At 60.2% G+C, this 20,157-nt stretch carries 22 protein-coding genes and 2 riboswitches; of the genes, 14 read left to right on the top strand and 8 right to left on the bottom strand.

Going from position 1 to position 20,157, the window contains the following annotated elements; all coding sequences use genetic code 11:
- Positions 1-89: 89 nt before the first annotated feature.
- The 10 genes from BN1012_RS03210 (at position 90) to atpF (ending at position 8,832) form a co-directional block, all read left to right on the top strand.
- Positions 90-608, top strand: coding sequence for a DUF721 domain-containing protein (locus BN1012_RS03210; RefSeq protein ID WP_052534464.1), 519 nt, complete (start codon positions 90-92; stop codon positions 606-608).
- A 47-nt stretch (positions 609-655) separates the two neighbouring features.
- A complete protein-coding gene (locus BN1012_RS03205; protein WP_052534461.1) occupies positions 656-1,357 on the top strand; it encodes a DsbA family protein in 702 nt (233 codons plus the stop codon).
- 112 nt (positions 1,358-1,469) lie between these two features.
- Complete coding sequence (gene smc / locus BN1012_RS03200) at positions 1,470-4,928, top strand: chromosome segregation protein SMC (RefSeq protein WP_043948502.1); 3,459 nt, start codon at positions 1,470-1,472, stop codon at positions 4,926-4,928.
- A 75-nt stretch (positions 4,929-5,003) separates the two neighbouring features.
- The gene (locus BN1012_RS03195) at positions 5,004-5,336 is read left to right on the top strand and encodes a hypothetical protein (RefSeq protein WP_145973395.1); all 333 of its coding nucleotides are present in this window, start codon (positions 5,004-5,006) and stop codon (positions 5,334-5,336) included.
- A gap of 30 nt (positions 5,337-5,366) precedes the next feature.
- Positions 5,367-5,819, top strand: a complete 453-nt coding sequence (locus BN1012_RS03190; RefSeq protein ID WP_043948500.1) for an SRPBCC family protein — start codon at positions 5,367-5,369, stop codon at positions 5,817-5,819.
- Positions 5,820-6,237: 418 nt separating this feature from the next.
- A complete protein-coding gene (locus BN1012_RS03185; RefSeq protein WP_043948499.1) occupies positions 6,238-6,534 on the top strand; it encodes an AtpZ/AtpI family protein in 297 nt (98 codons plus the stop codon).
- A gap of 40 nt (positions 6,535-6,574) precedes the next feature.
- Positions 6,575-7,333 carry a F0F1 ATP synthase subunit A gene (locus tag BN1012_RS03180; protein ID WP_043948498.1) on the top strand — a complete coding sequence of 253 codons (759 nt, stop codon included), beginning with the start codon at positions 6,575-6,577 and terminating at the stop codon, positions 7,331-7,333.
- 81 nt (positions 7,334-7,414) lie between these two features.
- Positions 7,415-7,642 carry a F0F1 ATP synthase subunit C gene (locus tag BN1012_RS03175; protein ID WP_043948497.1) on the top strand — a complete coding sequence of 76 codons (228 nt, stop codon included), beginning with the start codon at positions 7,415-7,417 and terminating at the stop codon, positions 7,640-7,642.
- Positions 7,643-7,674: 32 nt separating this feature from the next.
- Complete coding sequence (locus tag BN1012_RS03170; protein WP_244442937.1) at positions 7,675-8,325, top strand: F0F1 ATP synthase subunit B; 651 nt, start codon at positions 7,675-7,677, stop codon at positions 8,323-8,325.
- A gap of 12 nt (positions 8,326-8,337) precedes the next feature.
- Positions 8,338-8,832 carry a F0F1 ATP synthase subunit B gene (gene atpF, locus BN1012_RS03165; protein ID WP_043948496.1) on the top strand — a complete coding sequence of 165 codons (495 nt, stop codon included), beginning with the start codon at positions 8,338-8,340 and terminating at the stop codon, positions 8,830-8,832.
- 155 nt (positions 8,833-8,987) lie between these two features.
- Here atpF and BN1012_RS03160 read toward each other — a convergent pair whose 3' ends face one another.
- The 6 genes from BN1012_RS03160 to BN1012_RS16590 form a co-directional block, all read right to left on the bottom strand.
- On the bottom strand, positions 8,988-9,575 hold the full coding sequence (locus BN1012_RS03160; protein ID WP_043948495.1) for a nucleotidyltransferase family protein: 588 nt from the start codon (positions 9,573-9,575) through the stop codon (positions 8,988-8,990).
- A gap of 34 nt (positions 9,576-9,609) precedes the next feature.
- A complete protein-coding gene (gcvPB, locus tag BN1012_RS03155) occupies positions 9,610-11,127 on the bottom strand; it encodes an aminomethyl-transferring glycine dehydrogenase subunit GcvPB (RefSeq protein ID WP_043948494.1) in 1,518 nt (505 codons plus the stop codon).
- Positions 11,124-12,485 (bottom strand): aminomethyl-transferring glycine dehydrogenase subunit GcvPA, encoded by a 1,362-nt coding sequence (gene gcvPA, locus BN1012_RS03150; protein ID WP_043948493.1) that lies wholly within the window; start codon positions 12,483-12,485, stop codon positions 11,124-11,126. Before gcvPA ends, gcvPB begins: the two co-directional genes overlap by 4 nt.
- Positions 12,485-12,862 (bottom strand): glycine cleavage system protein GcvH, encoded by a 378-nt coding sequence (gcvH, locus tag BN1012_RS03145; protein WP_043948492.1) that lies wholly within the window; start codon positions 12,860-12,862, stop codon positions 12,485-12,487. The genes gcvPA and gcvH overlap by 1 nt, the downstream gene beginning before the upstream one ends.
- A gap of 30 nt (positions 12,863-12,892) precedes the next feature.
- A complete protein-coding gene (gcvT, locus tag BN1012_RS03140) occupies positions 12,893-14,026 on the bottom strand; it encodes a glycine cleavage system aminomethyltransferase GcvT (protein ID WP_043948491.1) in 1,134 nt (377 codons plus the stop codon).
- A gap of 74 nt (positions 14,027-14,100) precedes the next feature.
- Positions 14,101-14,230: riboswitch (glycine riboswitch) on the bottom strand.
- Position 14,231: 1 nt separating this feature from the next.
- A riboswitch (glycine riboswitch) is annotated at positions 14,232-14,347 on the bottom strand.
- Between the two features lie 137 nt (positions 14,348-14,484).
- Positions 14,485-15,087: a hypothetical protein gene (locus BN1012_RS16590; protein WP_145973394.1), complete on the bottom strand. Its 603-nt coding sequence runs from the start codon at positions 15,085-15,087 to the stop codon at positions 14,485-14,487.
- Between the two features lie 146 nt (positions 15,088-15,233).
- On the opposite strand from BN1012_RS16590, the gene ispH reads away from it, so the two are divergent.
- The 3 genes from ispH to rnhA are packed head-to-tail and all read left to right on the top strand — an operon-like array spanning position 15,234 to position 17,667.
- Positions 15,234-16,217 carry a 4-hydroxy-3-methylbut-2-enyl diphosphate reductase gene (ispH, locus tag BN1012_RS03130; RefSeq protein WP_043948490.1) on the top strand — a complete coding sequence of 328 codons (984 nt, stop codon included), beginning with the start codon at positions 15,234-15,236 and terminating at the stop codon, positions 16,215-16,217.
- 50 nt (positions 16,218-16,267) lie between these two features.
- Positions 16,268-17,233, top strand: coding sequence for a homoserine kinase (locus BN1012_RS03125; RefSeq protein WP_043948489.1), 966 nt, complete (start codon positions 16,268-16,270; stop codon positions 17,231-17,233).
- Complete coding sequence (rnhA, locus tag BN1012_RS03120; RefSeq protein WP_043948488.1) at positions 17,233-17,667, top strand: ribonuclease HI; 435 nt, start codon at positions 17,233-17,235, stop codon at positions 17,665-17,667. Before BN1012_RS03125 ends, rnhA begins: the two co-directional genes overlap by 1 nt.
- Positions 17,668-17,801: 134 nt before the next feature.
- Here rnhA and BN1012_RS03115 read toward each other — a convergent pair whose 3' ends face one another.
- Together BN1012_RS03115 and BN1012_RS16585 are read right to left on the bottom strand one after the other, a co-directional pair.
- Positions 17,802-18,287: a peroxiredoxin gene (locus tag BN1012_RS03115; protein ID WP_043948487.1), complete on the bottom strand. Its 486-nt coding sequence runs from the start codon at positions 18,285-18,287 to the stop codon at positions 17,802-17,804.
- A 100-nt stretch (positions 18,288-18,387) separates the two neighbouring features.
- Complete coding sequence (locus BN1012_RS16585; RefSeq protein ID WP_052534456.1) at positions 18,388-19,374, bottom strand: protein-disulfide reductase DsbD domain-containing protein; 987 nt, start codon at positions 19,372-19,374, stop codon at positions 18,388-18,390.
- Positions 19,375-19,538: 164 nt separating this feature from the next.
- Here BN1012_RS16585 and BN1012_RS03105 point away from each other — a divergent pair, with 164 nt between their 5' ends.
- Complete coding sequence (locus BN1012_RS03105; protein ID WP_043948486.1) at positions 19,539-20,150, top strand: YqgE/AlgH family protein; 612 nt, start codon at positions 19,539-19,541, stop codon at positions 20,148-20,150.
- Positions 20,151-20,157 lie beyond the last annotated feature (7 nt).

The following is a 20,157-nucleotide window of genomic DNA, read 5'->3' as shown; positions in this document are numbered from 1 at the left end:
TTTGTGATCGCCAGCGTCTCGTTCGACACTTAGCATGAGCGATCACGGCGTCTAGCCTGTGCTCTCATAATGTTGAATATCTGTGTGTCATGTCTCCATTGCGTCCTATTCCCCGGTCTATTCCCCGCCAGCGGCTCACCTTTGAGCGGCTGGGCACGCGGCTGGACGGGCTGACGCGCAAGGCTTTCACCAAGTTCGGCTTTGCGGATGACCACGTGCTGACGCGCTGGCAGGAGATTGTCGGCCCGCAAATGGCACGGCTGACCTCGCCCGAGCGCCTGTCGCGGCCGCAAAAGGGCGCATCCGGCGGCAGCACCCTGACAGTGCGCGTCGCCGGGGCCGCTGCCCTTGAGATGCAGCATCTGGCGCCACAGATCATCGACAAGATCAATGGATTTTACGGCCGCCCCATGGTGGCGCGGCTAAAGCTGGTGCAAGGGCCGTTGCCCAAGCCTGCCGATAAACCCAAACCGCAAACCGCATCGACGGGTGGCCTGTTTGGCGCATCCCCCCCTGCGCCCCGGCCAGATATCAAACCGCATTACGACATTGAAGACCCGGACCTTGCTCAGGCATTGGCCCGCCTTGAACAGGCGGTTGCCGAGTAACCGGCCCGCACACACCCTTTAGACGCCCAATCATTGGAGAGACCCGCATGTCCCTGCCCACTTCCACATCCTTCAAGATGCCTGCCCTTACCCGGCGCGGCTTTGGTGCCAGGATTGCTCAGGCAACGGTGCTGGCTGCGGCTCTTGGCCTTGCAGCGTGCGGCGACGCGGGCGATGGATCAGCAGCGGGTGGCAGCAGTGTCGTCAATCCGGCGCTCGCTTATGAGCATCCGCTGGGCGAAATCACATTGGGCGATCCGGATGCGCCACTGACCCTGGTTGAATATGCGTCCTACACCTGTGGACACTGTGCGGCCTTCCACGCCGTAAACCTGCCGCCCCTCAAAGAGCAGTACATCGAGACCGGCAAGGTCTTTTACATTTTCCGCGAATACCCACTGGATCCGGTGGCCACGGCGGCCTCCATGCTGACGCGCTGCGTGGCAACGGACAAAGCGCTGCAGTTTGCAGACGTCCTGTTTGCCCGTCAGCAGCAGTGGGCCTTTGTGCAGGACCCGCGCTCTGCCCTTCAGGCAATTGCGCGCCAGGGCGGCATTTCGGCTTCTCAGTTTGAAGCCTGCATGACCGATCAGGAGGTTCTTGATGGCCTCCGTGAGGTGCAGAAGCACGCGCAGGAAACCCTGCAAGTGCAGGCCACACCTACGATTTTCGTCGGTGACGAGAAAATCAACGGCAACCTGCCCTGGGCCCAGCTGGAAGAGATCATCACAAACCAGTTGCCGGGGTAAGCCGAATCGGCGGATCAAAAGGGTTAGCAAACCTTTAATAGGCAGGTCTGTTCGCTATCAGCGACATTCCTGCCGGTCCGGGGACGCCCCTTTGTTGGGGTGAGACAGTCAATTGAAGCTTAGCCGCCTCCGCCTAACCGGCTTTAAATCCTTTGTTGAACCCACCGAGCTCGTGATCGAGCAAGGGCTGACCGGCGTTGTTGGTCCCAATGGGTGCGGCAAGTCCAATCTGCTGGAGGCGCTGCGCTGGGTGATGGGCGAAAGCTCATACAAATCCATGCGCGCAACCGGCATGGACGACGTGATCTTCTCCGGCACGTCGGGCCGACCTGCCCGCAACATGGCCGAGGTGGTGCTGTCCATCGACAATGCGGAGCGCACGGCACCCGCTGCCTATAACGACGCTGACGAGATCGAAATCTCGCGCCGCATTGAGCGTGAGATGGGGTCGGCCTACCGCATCAACGGGTCTGACTCGCGCGCCCGCGACGTGCAGACCTTCTTTGCTGATGCGTCCACCGGCGCACACTCCCCCGCCCTCGTTCAACAAGGCCAGATCGGCAAACTCATCGGCGCCAAGCCAACAGCCCGGCGGCAGATCCTTGAAGAAGCCGCCGGCATTTCAGGCCTTCATTCGCGCCGCCACGAAGCTGAACTGCGTCTGCGCCAGGCTGAAACCAATCTTGAACGGCTGGATGATGTCACCGCGCAGATTGAAACCCAGCTGCAGAGCCTGAAGCGTCAGGCGCGGCAGGCCACTCGTTTCCGCAATGTCTCAAAGGACATTCGCCGGGCCGAAGCCATGTCGCTGCATCTGCGTCATCATGCGGCGTCCGAAATTGAAAAGACCCATGTGCTGGGCCTGCAGGAAGCTGATCGCGCGGTGGCGGCTGCGACGGAAGAAACAGCCCGCACGTCTCGTCTTCAGTTTGAAGCAGGCGAGAAGCTGCCAGACCTTCGCGACACCGAAGCCCGTGCGGCCGCGGCCTATCACCGCCTGACCGTTGAGCGTGACCAGCTCGCGAACGAAGCGCGCCAGGCAGAACAGGCCATTGAACGGCTGGACGCGCAGCTGCGCCAGATCGAGGCGGACCTTGTGCGCGAGCGCGATGGCATCACCGACACCAATGAAAGCCTGACGACGCTCAATGCTGAAGAAGCCGAGCTGAAAAAGGCGGATGAAGGGTCCGACGAGGCCCGCGAGACTGCGCAGGCAAAAGTCACACAGCTCTCCGAAGCCTTGTCGCAGAAAGAAACCGGCGTTGAAACCCTGTCGCGCGAATTGGCTGATCTTGCGGCCCGCCGTCAGGGTCTGACGCGGCGCATCAACGAAACCCGTGCGCGGCTTGAAAAACTCAATGCAACACGCAGCACGCTGGCGTCCGAACGCGAAGAAATTGCGCGGTCTTCGGATGTGCAAGCCGCCATGGCCGGACGCCGTGCAGGCGTTGACCAATCTCGGGAAGCCGTCGCAACCGCTGAGGCTGCAGCCCAGGATGCTGAGCGCGCCCGCGCAGACGCAACGGCTGCTGAAGAACAGGCCCGTGCCCCGCTTTCAGGTGCGCAGCAGCGCCTTGGCAAACTGGAAGCAGAAGCATCAGCACTGGCAGACCTGCTTCGGGTCGCTGACGGGGATTTGTGGCCGCCGCTGATCGACAGCGTTTCAGTGCGTCCGGGCTTCGAAGCGGCTCTCGGGTCAGCCCTTGGCGAAGACATTGAACAGCCGGCAGATGAAGCAGCCCCTGTGCACTGGCACACCCTGCCCGCCATCGACCAGCCGCATTCGCTGCCGGACGGTGCGGAACCACTTTCGACCTATGTTGACGGGCCGGCTGCCCTGCAGCGGCGTCTGTCCCATGTGGGTCTGGTGGATCAGGCGCTTGGCCGTCGCCTCCAGGGTCAGCTGGCACCGGGTCAGCGACTTGTTTCCAAGGAAGGCGATCTGTGGCGCTGGGATGGGTACACGGCTGCAGCCGATGCCCCGACGGCGGCAGCGCAACGGCTGGCGCAGCGCAACCGCCTTGCGGATCTGGATGCAGAGCTTGAAGCCGCGCGCGCTGAAACCAAGCGGCTTTCAGAAGCACATGAGGCAACGAAGCAGGCCGTACGTGACGCAGCGACCAGAGAGAGTGCTGTGCGGACCGAATGGAAAGCTGCGCAGGGTGCATTGACGGCAGCACAGGACGCGCTTGCGGCTGCAGAGAAAGCAGCGTCCGCTCAGATTACCCGGCTTGCGGCTGTTGATGACGGGCTTGCACGCACAGCGGCTGACATTGAAGAAACAGGCGCAGCTCTTGAAGCTGTGAACGCGGAAGCAGCTGAGCTTCCCGCAGAAGATGAAAAGCGCGCAGCGTTTGAAGCGTTGCGCGCTGAAGTTCAGACGCTGCGTCAGGAAACAAGTCTGGCCCGCGCCGCGTTTGATGGTCTTGCCCGTGAAGCGCAGGCCCGCACGCTGCGGCTTGGCGCTATCGAGCACGAACGCAACCGCTGGCAGAGCCGTCTTGAAACAGCAAATGCCCAGATCAAGACGCTGGAAGAACGCCAGACATCGACAAAGGCCGAACGCGCTGACCTGGAGCAGGTGCCCGCGCAGGTTGAGGAAAAAGCCAAGGCGCTGATGGACCGCCTGTCAGAATCTGAAAAGACCCGCCAGGAAGCCGCCGACGCGCTGGCCGTGGCTGAGAAGGAACTGTCGGACGCTGACAAGGCCAACAAGGAAGCGACCGACACCCTGAGCGAAGCGCGTGAAACCCGTGCCCGCATCGACGCGATGCTGGAAGGCGCGCGCAATCAGGTGGCGGAGGCTGCCCGGCTCATTCACGATGCATTTGAATGTGCGCCGGCACAGGTGCTTGCGGCCGGCGAGATCAAGGATGATGAAGCGCTGCCGCCGCTGGAAGATGTTGAGCGCAAACTCGAACGCTACAAGCGCGAGCGGGAGAATATGGGCGCGGTCAATCTGCGGGCTGAAGAAGAATCCCGTGAAGCACAGGAACAGCTCGATTCCATGCTGATTGAGCGCGGTGACCTGGAACAGGCGATTGCGAAACTGCGTCAGGGCATTGGCAGCCTGAACAAGGAAGGCCGCCAGCGGCTGCTGGATGCATTCGGCACGGTGAATGAGAACTTCACCCGCCTGTTCACCCGCCTCTTTGGCGGCGGCACGGCGCATCTGGAACTCGTTGAGTCCGATGATCCGCTTGAGGCCGGCCTTGAAATCTTTGCCCGTCCGCCCGGCAAGCGCCTGACCACCTTGTCGCTTCTGTCTGGGGGCGAGCAGGCGCTGACGGCGATGTCGCTGATCTTTGCGGTGTTCCTGACGAACCCCTCACCGATCTGCGTGCTCGACGAAGTGGACGCGCCGCTTGATGATGCAAACGTCGAGCGGTTTTGCAAATTGCTGAACGACATGCGCGGCGAGACGGATACGCGGTTCCTGGTCATCACCCACCACCCCTACACCATGGCCCACATGGACCGCCTGTTTGGCGTCACCATGGCGGAGCCGGGTGTGAGTCAGCTGGTGTCTGTTGACCTTGCAGGTGCGGAAGCCATCCGCGACGCGGTGTAGTTTGGAACTGTCGAAAATCGCACTGGACGAGGCCTCTTAAAGCCTGTCACGCTCGTGAAAACGACGGAGGGTGGCATGGCCAAGGAGAAAAAATCCGACAACGTGTATGTGGACCTGCCGACCGGTCTCAGCCGCGATCAGATCATGGCTGCGGTTGAGCGCGCGTCCGAGGCAGCGGGCATGTACATTTCCCATATCGGTGGGTACTCGCGGAAGAAATACCCGGGCTCCGTCCACTGGCATTTCAAGCGTGACGCCAAGGAACGCGGCCTGATTGACGCCACCTACTGGGACGTCAAGGAACTGCTCTGGCTGATGATCCGGCATAGCGAGCCTGAGTGGGTGCATAAATTTGCACCCAAACTCAAACGCGCGCTCAACAAGGAATTTGCCGCGCTCGCTGGCTAGACAAAATAAAAACTGGGAGGGGGAAACAACATGCCGTCCATTGAAATGACAAAGGCCATAAAGAGCCCGGCACAACGCGTGTTTGAGACGGTGGCGCATTTGGGCGAATTCGCTGAAGCCATTCCAACCATCACGGCAGCTGAGTGCCTGACCGATAACGAGACAGGATCCGGAAGTCAGTGGCGCATCTTCCGCGACATCGGCGGCAAGGAACGGTCGACGGTTTTCGAGGTGCTCGAATATGAACCGGCAGAATGGGTGCGCATCGTCTCTGAGGCTGGCGGCGCCACCTGGGATGCCGGGTTTGAGGTAACCGCAAAGGGCAAAGGCAAGTCTGGCGGGTCTGAGTTAATCTGGACACTGGATGCAACGCCAAATTCGATAAAGGCGCGCCTTGGGCTACCGCTGCTGATGGGGGCCATCGAAAAAGCTCTGGCACCTGATCTGGACGCAGTGAAACAGTACTGCGAATCCGGCTCCTGAGAGACTCAAACAGGGTCAAAACGACCCGTGTTGCTGCATCGCGAAAGAAATGCCCGCCGAACCGGCCTGCGACTCTTTGACGACGCCTTTTTTCCTCTTTAAAAACAATGACTTAAACCCCTCCTAGCGTTGCTTGACAGAGGTTAAGGGCGAAACTATGGTGCGCCCGACTTCAAGCCCGATTGCGGTGTGTTTTACCGTTTGCGGCGGGAAATCCCTTTTGCTCATTCGAGTGGTTTCGGGGTGCCTTTGGCTCCTCACAACAGTCAAGGCAGGTCATCAAGGCATTTTTCTCAAGGAATTGAGCAGCTTAGGCATCTTGCCAGAGCAGCTGCATACCTTGCGGGGAATTGGCACGGCAGTGTGAAGCGATCATTTTGATCGATAGACGCGCGGCCCTTGCAGGACAGGCAGACCGATGACTGACCCAGATGAGAGCCGAGAGGATTTCGATCGCCGCCTGTCGCAAGCGCGCAAGCGTCGGGAACAGACTGAGCCGCAGAACCGGCAGTCGGCCTTTGGTCAGGCCTTTCGCCTCTCTTCGGAGATGGTTGTAGGGGTTGTGGTCGGCGGCTTTATCGGTTGGTGGTTGGACTATTGGCTGGGGACGGCGCCCTGGTTGTTGTTGTTGTTTTTCTTTCTGGGCGTTGCCGCGGGCATTTTGAACGCGGTTCGAGCGGCCACCGAGATGAACAAACAGGCGAGTGAAGATTGAGCCGCGATACGTCGTGGCAAATGTGGGTTAAGAGGCAAAAATGGCTGCTCCAGCTGAACCGGGTGCGTTTCCTGTAGATCCCATGCATCAGTATGAGATCGTCCGGCTGCTGCCGATCGAGCTTTTCGGATTTGATGCGTCTTTCACCAACTCCGCCATGTGGATGGTGCTGGCTGTCTCCGCCATCTCGATTTTCATGATCATGTCCGTCTCCTCCCGCGCGCTGGTTCCCGGCCGCTGGCAGTCGATGGCCGAACTCTCCTACGAATTCGTAGCGAACATGCTGCGGCAGAACACCGGCAATGAAGGCCAGCCTTTCTTCCCGTTCATTTTCTCGCTTTTCATGTTCATCCTCTTTGCCAACATGTTTGGCCTGCTGCCCTACTCCTTCACGGTGACAAGCCACATCGCTGTGACCTTCGCGATGGCGCTGGTGGTTATCGGCGGCATCACGCTGCTGGGCCTATTCAAGCACGGTCTTGGCTGGTTCAAGCTGTTTGTGCCCTCCGGCGTGCCGATTGTGCTGCTGCCGCTGATCACCGTCATTGAAATGATTTCCTATCTCACCCGGCCCCTGAGCCTTTCGGTGCGTCTGTTCGCCAACATGCTGGCCGGACACACCATGCTCAAAGTGTTTGCCGGGTTTGCCATCATGCTCGGCGCCTGGGGCGGCTGGGCACCCTTCGCCTTTATGGTGGCTTTCACAGGTCTGGAAGTGCTGGTTGCCTTCCTGCAGGCCTATGTGTTCGCCATCCTTACCTGCATCTATCTCAACGATGCCCTCCACGTTCATCACTGATCGGCGGGCGTCACTCATTCTGGTTTGACTTTACCGGTAGCCACTCAAGGCCATCGGCAACACTTCTAAGGAGACTTCGACATGGAAGCTGAAGCAGCGAAATACATTGGTGCCGGCATTGCCTGCATCGCCCTTGCTGGTGCCGGCCTTGGTATCGGTAACATCTTCGGTAACTACCTTGCCGGCGCTCTGCGCAACCCGGCTGCGGCTCAGGGCCAGTTCCCTAACCTGCTGCTCGGCTTTGCTCTTGCAGAAGCAACGGGCCTCTTCGGCCTCGTCGTCGCCATGATGCTGCTCTTCGTTGTTTAAGTCTGTCTAACCACAGACTTGCAGAAGATCAGGTGACGGAAAGGTCAAAGAGCATGGCGGATACGTCCATGACCGAAAGCTATCACACGCCAATCATTGTCGCGCAGGTCGCGACTGATGACACGAGTGTGCTTGTGATCGGCGAACAGGCAGAAGCTGAACTGGGCATTGCGCAGGATGACGCGCAATCCGGCGGCATGCCGCAGCTCGACTTTTCGACCTACGCGCCGCAGCTCATCTGGCTGGCGATCACGTTTGGTGTTCTCTACCTCCTGATGTCCCGCGTGGCTCTGCCACGTGTGGCGCAGGCGCTGGAGGCGCGTCGTGACCGCATCGCCGATGATCTGGACCAGGCGGCCCAGCTCAAATCGGAAACAGACGCAGCCATTGAAGGCTATGAGACAGCGCTGGCGGATGCCCGCGCCAAGGCTCATCAGATTGCGTCTGAGACCCGTGATGATCTGGGCAAGGAAACCGACGCCCTGCGTGACAAGCTGGAAGCGGAACTGGACCAGAAGCTGGAAGCAGCCGAGGAACGGATTACCGCGACCAAGACAGAAGCCATGGGGAATGTTCGCGGCATTGCTGCTGATGTTGCCCAGGCCGTTGTTGCACAGCTGGGTGTCACCGGTGTTGATGCTGCAAAGGTCGCGCAAGCGGTTGATGCAGAACTGAACCGATAGGGAGCGAGCAATATGTTTTCACTTTTGACTGACAGCACATTCCTCACCGCGCTCTCTTTTGTGTGCTTTGTCGGCATGCTGCTGTATTTCGGCGTATGGGGGCAGATCACCAAGGCCCTTGATGCCCGCGCTGAAGGCATCAAGACCGAGCTGGAAGAAGCCCGCAAGCTGCGCGAAGAAGCGCAGGCCCTGCTGGCCCAGTACCAGCGCAAGCAGCGTGACGCGGAAGAAGAGGCGCAGGAAATCGTTTCCCAGGCCCGTCATGAAGCAGAGCGCCTGGCCGCTGAAACCAAGCAGAAGCTGGATGAGCAGGTTGCACGCCGCACAGCCCTAGCCGAGCAGAAGATTGCCATGGCCGAAGCGCAGGCTTCCAAGGAAGTGCGCGACGCGGCAACGGAAGTTGCGGTTGCTGCTGCGGCCAAGGTTCTGGCTGACACAAGCGATGACGCCCGGCAGGATGCCCTGATCAATCAGAGCCTTGATCAGGTGCGCCAGCGCCTCGTCTAGGCATCTGGTACATCACTCGAAGAAGCCCTGCCCTCTCCGGCGGGGCTTTTTTGTATGCACTTGTCGAAGGGGCAAGGCTGCATGGATCCCCCGGTCAAGCCGTGGGATGGCGTGTGTGTTGCCAATGCCTTCCCCGCTCTCCGCCATTGTCCGGTTTAACCGGACAATCCAGACGGCAGATCTGCGGGCTCTACTGTCAACTCCGGCCAGTTTTCGAGCCACCGGGCCGTCTTGGTGGCGTAGTGCTCTGCCGAAAAATTGGCGCAGGGGTTTGGTCGCAAGTGCAGATTGTAGATGTCCTCCAGGCCATCAGGCGCGTAGATGCGCTCGCGCCCATCCAGAGACACACCAACCTTGCAGGCGATGGCCAGAAAGCGATCAATGCCTTCGCAGGAGGTCATCAGCGGCGGGTAATCGATGTCGCCGAAATGGTGCTTGTACCAAAGGTGGACGCGGGCCTGATTGCGCAGCTCGATATCCGCGCCAAGATCCGCAAACACCTTGCCGACACGTTTTATCTGCGCGTCTTCCGCCTCCCAGGAGGTGTTCGGGTCAAAATAGAAGATGTCGTAGTCCTTGACCCCATGGCTGAGAGGTCGGCCTGTGAGGCTGTTCCAGGCGGCCTGGAACAGGCTGCCGGAGACGAGCCACGCATCCGTCAGGTCAAGTGACGGCATACGATCCAGAATGGCCGCATTGATAGGGTTTTGACGGATGAGGGCGAGAAAATCGGCGTGGGTCATTTTCCGACCCTACGCCGATTCTCATGTCGTGAGTTTACTCAGCCGCCTGTGCCGGAGCCGGTGGTGTCCAGCGAAGGACCGGCTTGCGGGCTGCCGTGGTTTCATCGAGGCGGCGACGGGGCGTGAGTTCGGGCGCGTTTTCAAAACGTGCCTTGTCTCCTGCCTTGGCTGACCTGGCGAGATCCGCCATGCAGCCAATGAACTCGTCCAGGGTTTCCTTGGATTCGGTTTCTGTCGGTTCGATGAGCATCGCGCCATGGACCACGAGCGGGAAATAGACCGTCATGGGGTGGTAGCCCTCGTCGATCATTGCCTTGGCAAAATCGAGGGTTTCGACACCGGTCCCCTTGAGGAAGCGATCATCAAACAGGGCTTCATGCATGCACGGCCCTTCGAAACTTGCCGTCATGACATCCTTCAAGGAAGCCAGCACGTAGTTGGCGTTGAGCACCGCATCTTCCGCCACCTGCCGCAAACCATCCGAGCCGTGGCTCATCATGTAGGACAGGGCACGCACGAACATGCCCATCTGGCCATGGAAGGCAACCATGCGGCCGAAGGGGTCTGCATCTGACGATTGCTCGTCTTCCACCAGCTTCAATTCGCCGCCGGTGCTGGTGACGTAGGGAAGCGGCGCGAAGGGCGCCAATGCTTCTGAGAGCACAACCGGGCCCGCGCCGGGACCGCCGCCGCCGTGGGGCGTGGAGAATGTCTTGTGCAGGTTGATGTGCATGGCATCGACGCCAAGGTCACCGGGTTTCACCCGGCCGACGATGGCGTTGAAGTTGGCGCCGTCACAGTAGAAGTAGCCACCATGCTCATGCACAGCGTCTGCAATCTTGCGGATGTCGCGCTCGAACAGGCCGCAGGTATTGGGATTGGTGAGCATGATGCCTGCAACGTCATCACCAAGCTTGGCTTCAAACGCTGCAAGGTCCACACGGCCATCTTCCGTCGCGGGAATGGCATCCACCGTAAAGCCACACGCCGCAGCAGTTGCCGGGTTGGTGCCGTGGGCACTTTCAGGCACCAGCACGCGGGTACGGGTTCCTGCTTCGCCGCGCGCCTCGAGGGCCGCACGAATGGCCATGAGGCCGCACAGTTCACCATGGGCGCCTGCTTTTGGCGACATGGCAACCGCAGGCATGCCTGTCAGTTCCATCAGCCAGCGGGCCAGTTCGCTCATCAGTTCAAGCGCGCCGGGCACGGTGGAGGTGGGCTGCAGCGGATGCACATCCGAGAAGCCGGGCAGCCGCGCCATCTTTTCGTTGAGGCGTGGATTGTGCTTCATGGTGCACGAGCCAAGCGGATAGAAGCCCGCATCAATGGCGTAGTTCTTCTGGGACAGGCGCACGAAGTGGCGCACGACTTCCGGCTCGGAGAGACCGGGTAGTCCGACGCTTCCGTTGCGCTCCATGCCACCCAGCCGCGTTGCCACACTGTCAGGTGCAGGCAGGTCAACGCCACAGGCCGCATCACGGCCGCGTTCGAAAATCAGCTGTTCTTCGTGGTCGAGACCACGATGGCCGGTGAAAGTTGTTTTCTCGCTCATGACAGCACCTCCGTCAGCGCTGCCGCGTAGGCGGCACGATCCTGATCTGTGTTCACTTCGGTTGCCGCAACAATGATGAGGTCGCTGACAGCGTCATTGCCTGGCATCAAACGTGAGGCTGGCACGCCGCCTAGAACGCCCTTATCCGCCAGTGCCTCAATGACCTCCGCAGCCGGCTTTGGCGTGCGGATTGTGAATTCATTGAAAAACGCGGGTGTCAGAAGCTCGACACCGGACACAGCCTCCAGAGCACCTGCCAGCTTGCATGCGCTTTCGTGGTTGAGGGCTGCAAGGCGTGTGAAGCCTTTCTCCCCCAGCAGGGCCAGGTGAATGGTGAAGGCAAGGCAGCACAGGCCGGAGTTCGTGCAGATGTTGCTGGTCGCCTTTTCGCGGCGGATATGCTGCTCGCGGGTGGACAGCGTCAGCACATAGCCCCGCTTGCCGTCGACATCTTCGGTTTCACCGCACAGACGACCAGGCATCTGGCGCACATATTTCTGGCGGGTGGCGAACAGGCCCACATAGGGACCACCATAATTGAGGGCGTTGCCGATGGACTGGCCTTCGGCCACCACAATGTCGGCGCCCATGTCTCCGGGCGTGCGTAGCGCGCCCATGGAAACGATTTCGGGGATTGCGACAATCAGCAATGCGCCCTGTGCGTGCGCTGCGGCTGCAATGTCGGCCAGGTCACCAATAAGTCCGAAGAAATCCGGGTACTGAACGACGACGCAGGATGTGTCGCCGTCAATCTGGGACGCGATGTCTTCTTTGCCAGACACATTGGCTTCAAGCGCCTCAACGGCATCGCCGGCAAACTTGGATGTGGTTTCAATCACCGCCCGATAGTGGGGGTGCAGATTTCCTGACAGCACCGCCTTGTTACGGCGGGTGACACGGTGCGCCATCTGTACGGCTTCGCTACAGGCCGTCGAGCCATCATACATGGAGGCGTTCGCCACATCCATGCCTGTCAGCAAAGCCACCTGCGTTTGGAATTCGAACAGGTACTGGAGCGTGCCCTGGGAGATCTCGGGCTGATAGGGCGTGTAAGAGGTCAGAAACTCCGAGCGCTGGATCAGATGATCCACAGAGGCTGGCACGTGGTGCTTGTAGGCCCCTGCCCCAACAAAGAACGGGACGCTCCCTGCGGAAGTGTTCTTGGCAGCCATGGCCGAGAGCGCACGGTCCACTTCCAGCTCGCCTTGATGTGGCGGCAGGTCGAAAGCCTCGTCAAACTTGCCGTTTGCAGGACGGGCCGCTTCGGGCACATCCACAAACAGGTCATCCATGGACTTGGCACCGATGACACCAAGCATCTGCTGGCGATCATCTGGGGTCAGGGGCAAATAGCGCATCAGTCGAGCTCCGCCAGATAGGTTTTGTATTCGTCTTCAGACATCAGCTTTTCAAGCTCTGAGGCGTCTGAGAGTTTGAGCTTCACGAACCAGCCGGCACCTGCAGCGTCTTCGTTGACGCCGTTGGGGGCATCCGCCAGAGCTTCGTTCACCTCAACGACTTCACCGGAAATCGGCGCGTATACTTCAGAAGCGGCTTTCACCGATTCAACGACGGCAGCTTCATCGCCAACGCCAACGCTCTTGCCGATGTCAGGCAGTTCCACATAGACCACGTCGCCCAGCTGTTCCTGCGCGTAGTCAGTGATGCCGACGGTTGCGGTGTCGCCGTCTACGCGCACCCATTCATGGTCTTTGGTGTATTTCGTGTCAGCCATTGGTGAAGTCCTTGCGATCAATCCGTGTGATTATTTTGCGTAGCGATGCGGGGCGAAAGGCAGCTTGGCCACCTTCGCAGCGCGCGGCTTGCCGCGCACGATGAGGTCGAGTTCAGTGCCGGCCTTGGCGTGCTCGCGGGCCACATAGCCCATGGCCACGGGGCCGTCTGCCGTGGGGCCAAAGCCGCCGGAAGTGATTTCGCCAACGGTCGCCCCATCCACCTGAATTTCCGTGTGACCACGGGCAGGTGCCTTGCCGTCCGGCAGAATGCCGACGCGCTTGCGGGTCGTGCCGTCGGCAAGTTCCTTGAGGATGCGCGCGGCTCCGGGAAAATCCCCTGCCTCGCGGCGATGTTTGGGAATGGTCCAGGCAATGCTGGCTTCAATGGGAGATGTTGTTTCGTCGATGTCGTTGCCATACAGGCAAAGCCCCGCTTCGAGGCGTAGGCTGTCGCGTGCGCCAAGGCCAATGGGTTCGACCTCGTCATGGGCCAGCAGGGACCGCACAAACGTCTCCGCGTCTTCCGGGGCAACCGACACTTCAACGCCATCTTCGCCTGTGTAGCCGGAGCGGCTGACATGGACATCCATGCCGTCAAACGTGGCATGGGTCGCCGTCATGAACACCAGATCAGCGACCGCGGGGCAGTGCTTGGCGAACACGTCCACGGCTCCGGGGCCTTGAAGGGCCACCAGGGCGCGGGTGTCGAGGGTTTCGAGGGTCACGTTTGCAGGCAGTGCAGCGCGGATATGGGGAAAATCAATCGCCTTGCGCGAAGCGTTCACGACAATGAACAGATGTCCTTCGCGCGCCGGGTCCAGTGGGCGGGTGACCATAAGGTCATCAATGATGCCGCCATCGGCGTTGAGCAAAATCGTGTAGCGCTGCTGACCGGGGGCGAGACCGACGATGTCGCCTGGAACAAGCGCCTCAAAGGCTTTGGCCGTGGTCTCGTGGTCAGGACCGATGAGATAGGCCTGCCCCATGTGAGACACGTCAAACAGCCCGGCCTTGGTGCGGGTATGCAGATGTTCGCCCAGAACGCCCAGCGGATATTGCACTGGCATGTCGTACCCGGCGAAGGGCACCATTTTGGCGCCAAGCTCCACATGCAGCGCATGCAAGGCGGTTTTTTGCAGTGTTTCGTGTGAGCTGTCAGCCAATTGGGATTTGCTTTCGCCAGAGTCGGAGGTCCGCCTCCCGCCTGTGCTGTTTTGCAGCCCTTGCGGCAAGCGCCCCCTCTGTCGAAAACCTGAGAGATTCACCCTGCCCGAAGCAATGTCCCCGATGGTCTGGGGGGCCTCAGTGGCGGGCTTACTCCTTCGGTGAGCAATCGGGACACATCCCGCCTGCTGCTTTCCAGAGTGTCATCCCCACGCGGTCCCTGGTGCCTGAGAGTTTCCGGGGCGGTTGCTCCTTCGGCGCCGATGGCCTGCCCATCCCTCAAGGACACACATGCCGTCAGACTCTCCCGCGCAGGTTCGACTGACAGGCGCGATGATAGGTGGGGTGGGTCAAGAGTCAATCGACGCCGGTCCGCCAAGGCCATTCCCCTGCAGATCAGCCAGATTGTGTGGCCTTAACGCCTCTGAATAAACGGCGAGACCGCCGGGAATCGCAGCTAGTACCGGGACCGCGCGCGATTTTCGTCGACCTGGGCCGGGGTGAGCTGGAAGCCCAGCACAATGTCGTACAGCCCACCATTGTCTTCGCCGACCTCAAATTCGAGGCCCTCGAAGGTCCGTGTGTACACCGCGACCCGCTGGCCCGGTTCAAATTCCACTTCGGCCTCGAAGGTGGTTTTCTGCAGCACCGTTTCACCGGCGCGCGTCACCGCCACAAAAATGGGGGCCGATACAGCGCTTCTGGTTGCGGCGGGGCCAACGCTGACACTCATGCTCAGGGCGTAATCCACGTCGATTGTGGTGCCGCTATAGCTGCAATCAGCCACCGCATCGAGCAGCTCCCAGGTGTATGCGACATCGGTAATGTCCCGGCCGGAGCCTTCGCGATATTCCGTCAGCCGCTCGGCGTCGGTCAAAATGCCCGCATTTGGGCAACCCCGGAGCCGTTCCTGCTTGCGTGCTTCGCCGCTCCACCAGCCGCAGCCAGCCACGATCAAAGCCAATGCGGCGACAAATCCAGCACGCGCTCCGCTGCGTATAATGGGCGAACGAACAGAAGTTAAGCCCATGTTCTTCTTAGGGTTTCGTGTGTCGGCCATGCGTCGATTCGATACCTTGACTTGGGGACCCGGGTGCCTCACTTACGCCCCACGACGTGCTGATGGTGTCCATCAACATGTCCCATGCGGCGGCGGGAGGCGAACAGTAGCCAAGCGCCCGTTAACCGGCAATAGAAAGACGTTGCGTGACAGACCCAGCACCTCAGGCTCCCCTGCTGTCGATCCGCCTTGCGGCCCCTCGCGGCTTTTGTGCAGGCGTTGATCGCGCCATCCTTATGGTAGAGCGCGCGATCGAAAAATACGGAGCGCCTGTCTATGTGCGCCACGAGATTGTGCATAACCGTCACGTGGTCGAGGGACTGGAAACCAAAGGTGCTGTGTTTGTTGAAGAACTGAGCGAGATCGAGGATTCGACCCGTCCGGTGATCTTTTCCGCACATGGTGTGCCCAAGGCCGTGCCCGCAGATGCTGAGTCGCGCGGCATGTTTTATCTCGATGCCACCTGCCCGCTTGTGTCCAAGGTGCATGTGGAGGCCAACCGGCACCACGACGAAGGCCGGCATATTCTGATGATCGGCCATGAGGGCCATCCAGAAGTTGAAGGCACACTGGGGCAGTTGCCGGATGGGGCCATCACGCTTGTGGAGACCGTGGAAGACGCCAACACGGTAGACGCTCCGGACCCGGCCAAGCTTGCCTATGTGACGCAGACGACGCTGTCGCTGGACGACACGGTTGAGATCGTCAATGCGTTGACGCGCCGCTTCCCCGCCATACGCGGGCCGCACAAGAATGATATCTGCTACGCGACAACCAATCGGCAGGCGGCCGTCAAGGCCATCGCTGAAGGCTGCGACATGATGTTTGTTGTCGGCGCGCCCAACTCATCAAACTCCGTGCGTCTGGTGGAAGTTGCCGAAAAGGCCGGGTGCCCGCAGGCACAGCTGGTGCAAAAGTCAGGCGAAGTGGATTGGCCTGCGCTTGAGGCGGCTGTGGCCAACAAAGGCGGTTCATTTTGCATTGGTCTGACAGCCGGGGCGTCCGCACCAGAATCACTTGTGCAGGGTGTCATTGATGAAGCCGCCAAGCGCTTTACGGTGCAGGTAGAAGAAGTGACGGTGTCGTCTGAGGACGTGATCTTCAAACTGCCACGGGCCCTGATCGCCTAACCTGCACAACGCCTGTTGCTTCCGGACCGGTCGGGCTGATACCAAGGCCCATGGCGGTTTACACAGAGATTTCTGACGAAGAGCTGACCGATTTCGTGGCGCGCTACGACATCGGCACGCTGCAATCTGCCAAGGGCATCGCGGAAGGTGTGGAGAACTCCAACTTCCTGCTGCACACGACAAAGTCGCCCTTCATTCTGACGCTGTATGAAAAGCGCACCTCCGAAAGCGACCTCCCCTTCTTTCTCGGTCTGATGGAGCACCTGGCAGCGCACGGCCTGTCATGCCCGGTCCCTGTCCACGCCCGCGACGGCTCTGTCCTGCACCGGCTGGCAGACCGTCCGGCGGCCATGGTGACCTTCCTTGAGGGCATGGATGTCAAGCGACCGCAGGCAGCCCATTGCGGGCAGGTAGGCATGGCGCTGGCACAGATGCATGAGGCGGGTGCTGATTTTTCGATGACGCGGCCGAACGCGCTTTCCGTCGAGGGCTGGTCTGCGCTGGCGGATCAGGCCGGTGCGCGCGCGGATACGGTGAGCGAAGGACTGGGCACGCTTATTGCGGATGAGCTCGAGCTCATGGCGTCACGCTGGCCCAAGGATCTGCCACGCGGTGTCATCCATGCGGATCTGTTTCCCGACAATGTGTTCTTCATAGGTGGAGAATTGTCCGGCCTTATCGACTTCTACTTCGCCTGCACGGATGCCTATGCCTATGACATAGCGATCTGTCTCAATGCCTGGTGCTTTGAAGCCGACGACAGTTTCAATGTCACCAAGGGACGGGCACTTTTGTCCGGGTACAACAAGGTGCGCAGCCTCGAAGAAGAAGAGGCACAGGCATTGCCATTGCTGGCCCGCGGGGCTTCCTTGCGGTTCCTGCTGACACGTCTGGTGGACTGGCTGGATGGACCTCAGGACGCGCTGGTGAAACCAAAAGACCCGCGTGAGTATTTGAAGCGTCTGCGCTTCCACCAACATGCGGTAAGTGCAGCAGATTATGGATATGGCGGCTGATGACTCGCGTTGATGTGTATACGGATGGTGCGTGCTCGGGCAATCCGGGGCCCGGCGGCTGGGGTGCCATTCTGACCTCTGGCGAGAATGAGCGGGAAATCTCCGGCGGCGAGGCCGACACCACCAACAACCGCATGGAGCTGATGGCGGCCATCATGGCGCTTGAGACCATGAAACGGCCTGTCGAAGTGCATCTGCACACGGACTCCACCTATGTGCGCGACGGCATCACCAAGTGGATTCACGGCTGGAAGAAAAACGGCTGGCGCACGGCGGCCAAGAAGCCAGTCAAGAATGCGGATTTGTGGCAACGGCTTGAAGAAGCCGCTTCCCGTCACACGGTTGAGTGGCATTGGGTCAAAGGCCATGCGGGCCACCCGCAGAACGAACGTGCCGATGAATTGGCGCGCGGTGGGCTTGAGGCCTATCGATAGATCTTTCGATTGGTCGGCGTGCATTGGATTGTCCGGTTAAACCAGACAATGGCGATTCAATTCAGGAATTTTACCCCACATCGACGCGCCATCCCCCGGCTTGACCGGGGGATCCATGCAGCACTGTCATCAGGCTAAAGCTGGCCCATCATGGTTTCGGCGCCGGACGCCTTGGCCTCGCCGGGGTTTGCTTCCTGATTGAGGGACTTCACCACGCCGTCTTCCACGAGCATGGAATAGCGCAGGGAGCGGGTGCCCATGCCGAAGCCGGAGCCGTCAAAATCAAGGCCCATGGCTTTTGTCAGGTCACCATTGCCGTCGCCGACCATGGTGATCTTGCCGTCAGCAGACTGCTGCTTGCCCCACGCATCCATGACGAACGCATCGTTGACGGACAGGCAGATGATGTCATCGACGCCCTTTGCCTTGATGTCGTCCGCATGCTGAACGAAGCCTGGCAGATGCTGGTTGGAGCATGTCGGCGTGAAAGCACCGGGAAGAGCAAAAACCACAACCTTCTTGCCGCCGAAAATGTCGCTGGTTGTCAGCGGCGTCGGGCCGTTTTCTGACATGACGGTGAGAGTTGCGTCTGGAATACGATCGCCAACACTGATGGCCATTTGAGGGCTCCCTTGAACTGCGCACCCACGGCGCGCCTGCTGGAAAATGAGATTTGATATCGAGCGGCATTAAAGCCCACAGGCGACCAAAAAGGCTAGCCTAATATGCGGACGTGTCGCTATCAGCATCCCTGTCTTGGGATTTGGCAGGCGGCAGGGAATACGCAAACTGCTGCGCCCATGACGTGCCGTTTGCGGTTTCATCACCCAGGGTGATGGTGAATGCCACGCCAGCTTCAAGGCCCGCATGTTTGCGCCGGGTTTTGACCGGGAAAACAAAGCTGGCCTGCCCTTCATCCAGAGTGCGCGTCGGGCTGCCCAGATAGACGCGGCCCTCACCGCCCGTGGGCTCTGCGATCAGGACGGGGTCCGTGAAGTCCGAGGGTGCGGCCACCACGATTTCCAGAACAGTCGCCTGATCTGTCATCGTGGCGGACACGGACGTGAGCGTCGCGTCATGTTCTGCCGGGACGCGGCTGCGCCAGTCTGCAAGCAGGCCGGCAAACTGGCTGGCGGCGCCTGTCCCATCACCCGATGCTGCTGGAAAGGAAAGCGCTGCCTGCGCCTCTACGGGAATGCATAGCTCCTCGCATGCGCCATACACCACGTCGGCCATCAGTTCGACGGGCTGAGAGGGGTCATCGGGGGTCACGGTCAGGGGAAACACGACCTGCGTTTCGTACCCGAAGCTGATGTCGCCGGGATAATCGAACCGCTCCGGCATGGGATAGGTCACATCAACAGATGCCACATTGACCGAGCGTTCAAAGCTGAACAGGGGCGCAATGCCGGTGTCGCCGGGGCTGCTCCAGTAGGTTTTCCATTTTGGGTCGAGGGTTATCTCGACACCGGCTAGCAGTGCTTCCTCGCCCGGCAAAAGCGTTGCGCTCGTCCGGGCGGCAATCAGTCTCAGCCGGGAGGTCAGCGCCTTGTCCCACGCACTTGCGCCAGGTTCTGCCCGGCTCGACGCAAACCTCTCCCCGAACAGGCTGGATTGAGCCGACGCAGGCGTATGCGGCGCGGCACTGGCAAGGATGCCAAGGGCTGCGGCGGCTGGAAGCGCAATATTGAAAACACCAAGCTGCATAATGACGCCATATTAGCGCGGAAACCTGAACACCAACCCAATTGGCCGTGTTGCTGTGGTCACCCTTGCGTGAACACCAGAGCCAGCCATGGTCCGTCACGCTGCGTTAACGCCAAAACGACGGAGGTTTTTGCAGCTTGAGCCCCAGCAGGTAATGTAATCGCATGAGTTTCAGCGACGATCCATTCGTTCCGCAGCCGGGCGAGGCTGGCCTGACAGGCTCCCTGCAGGGCCGGTTTCTCATCGCCATGCCCTCCATGGAGGACAGCCGCTTTGCACGCACGGTGATTTACATGTGCTCGCACAGTGCCGAAGGCGCCATGGGGCTGGTGATCAACAAGCCGTCTGACCAGATTACGTTTGTTGACTTGATGGAGCAGCTTTCAATCGAGACCGATCGGCGGACCGTACCGTCCATTCCCATTCTGGCCGGGGGGCCGGTCGATGGCGGGCGCGGGTTTGTGCTGCACTCACCGGAATATGACGGCGCGAATTCCACCATTCAGGTCGGCAATGGCGTGCGGCTGACGGCCACGACAGATGTGATCCGGGCGATTGCTGACGGCGACGGACCACACGACAAGCTGGTGGCGCTTGGTTACGCCGGCTGGGAAGCCGGACAGCTTGAAGCCGAAATAAAGGCGAATGGCTGGCTGGTGAGTGATGCGCAGCCGGACATCATTTTTGCCCCGGACATCGGGTCCAAATGGACACAGGCCCTGGCGACACTCGGCGTTGACCCGTCCCTGCTGTCAGGTGAAACAGGACACGCCTGATCCACTT

The sequence above is a fragment of the Candidatus Phaeomarinobacter ectocarpi genome (assembly GCF_000689395.1).
GTDB classification, from domain to species: Bacteria; Pseudomonadota; Alphaproteobacteria; order CGMCC-115125; family CGMCC-115125; genus Pyruvatibacter; species Pyruvatibacter ectocarpi.
Note: the sequence above shows the minus strand (reverse complement) of the source record. Positions and strands in the feature narration are given on the sequence as shown.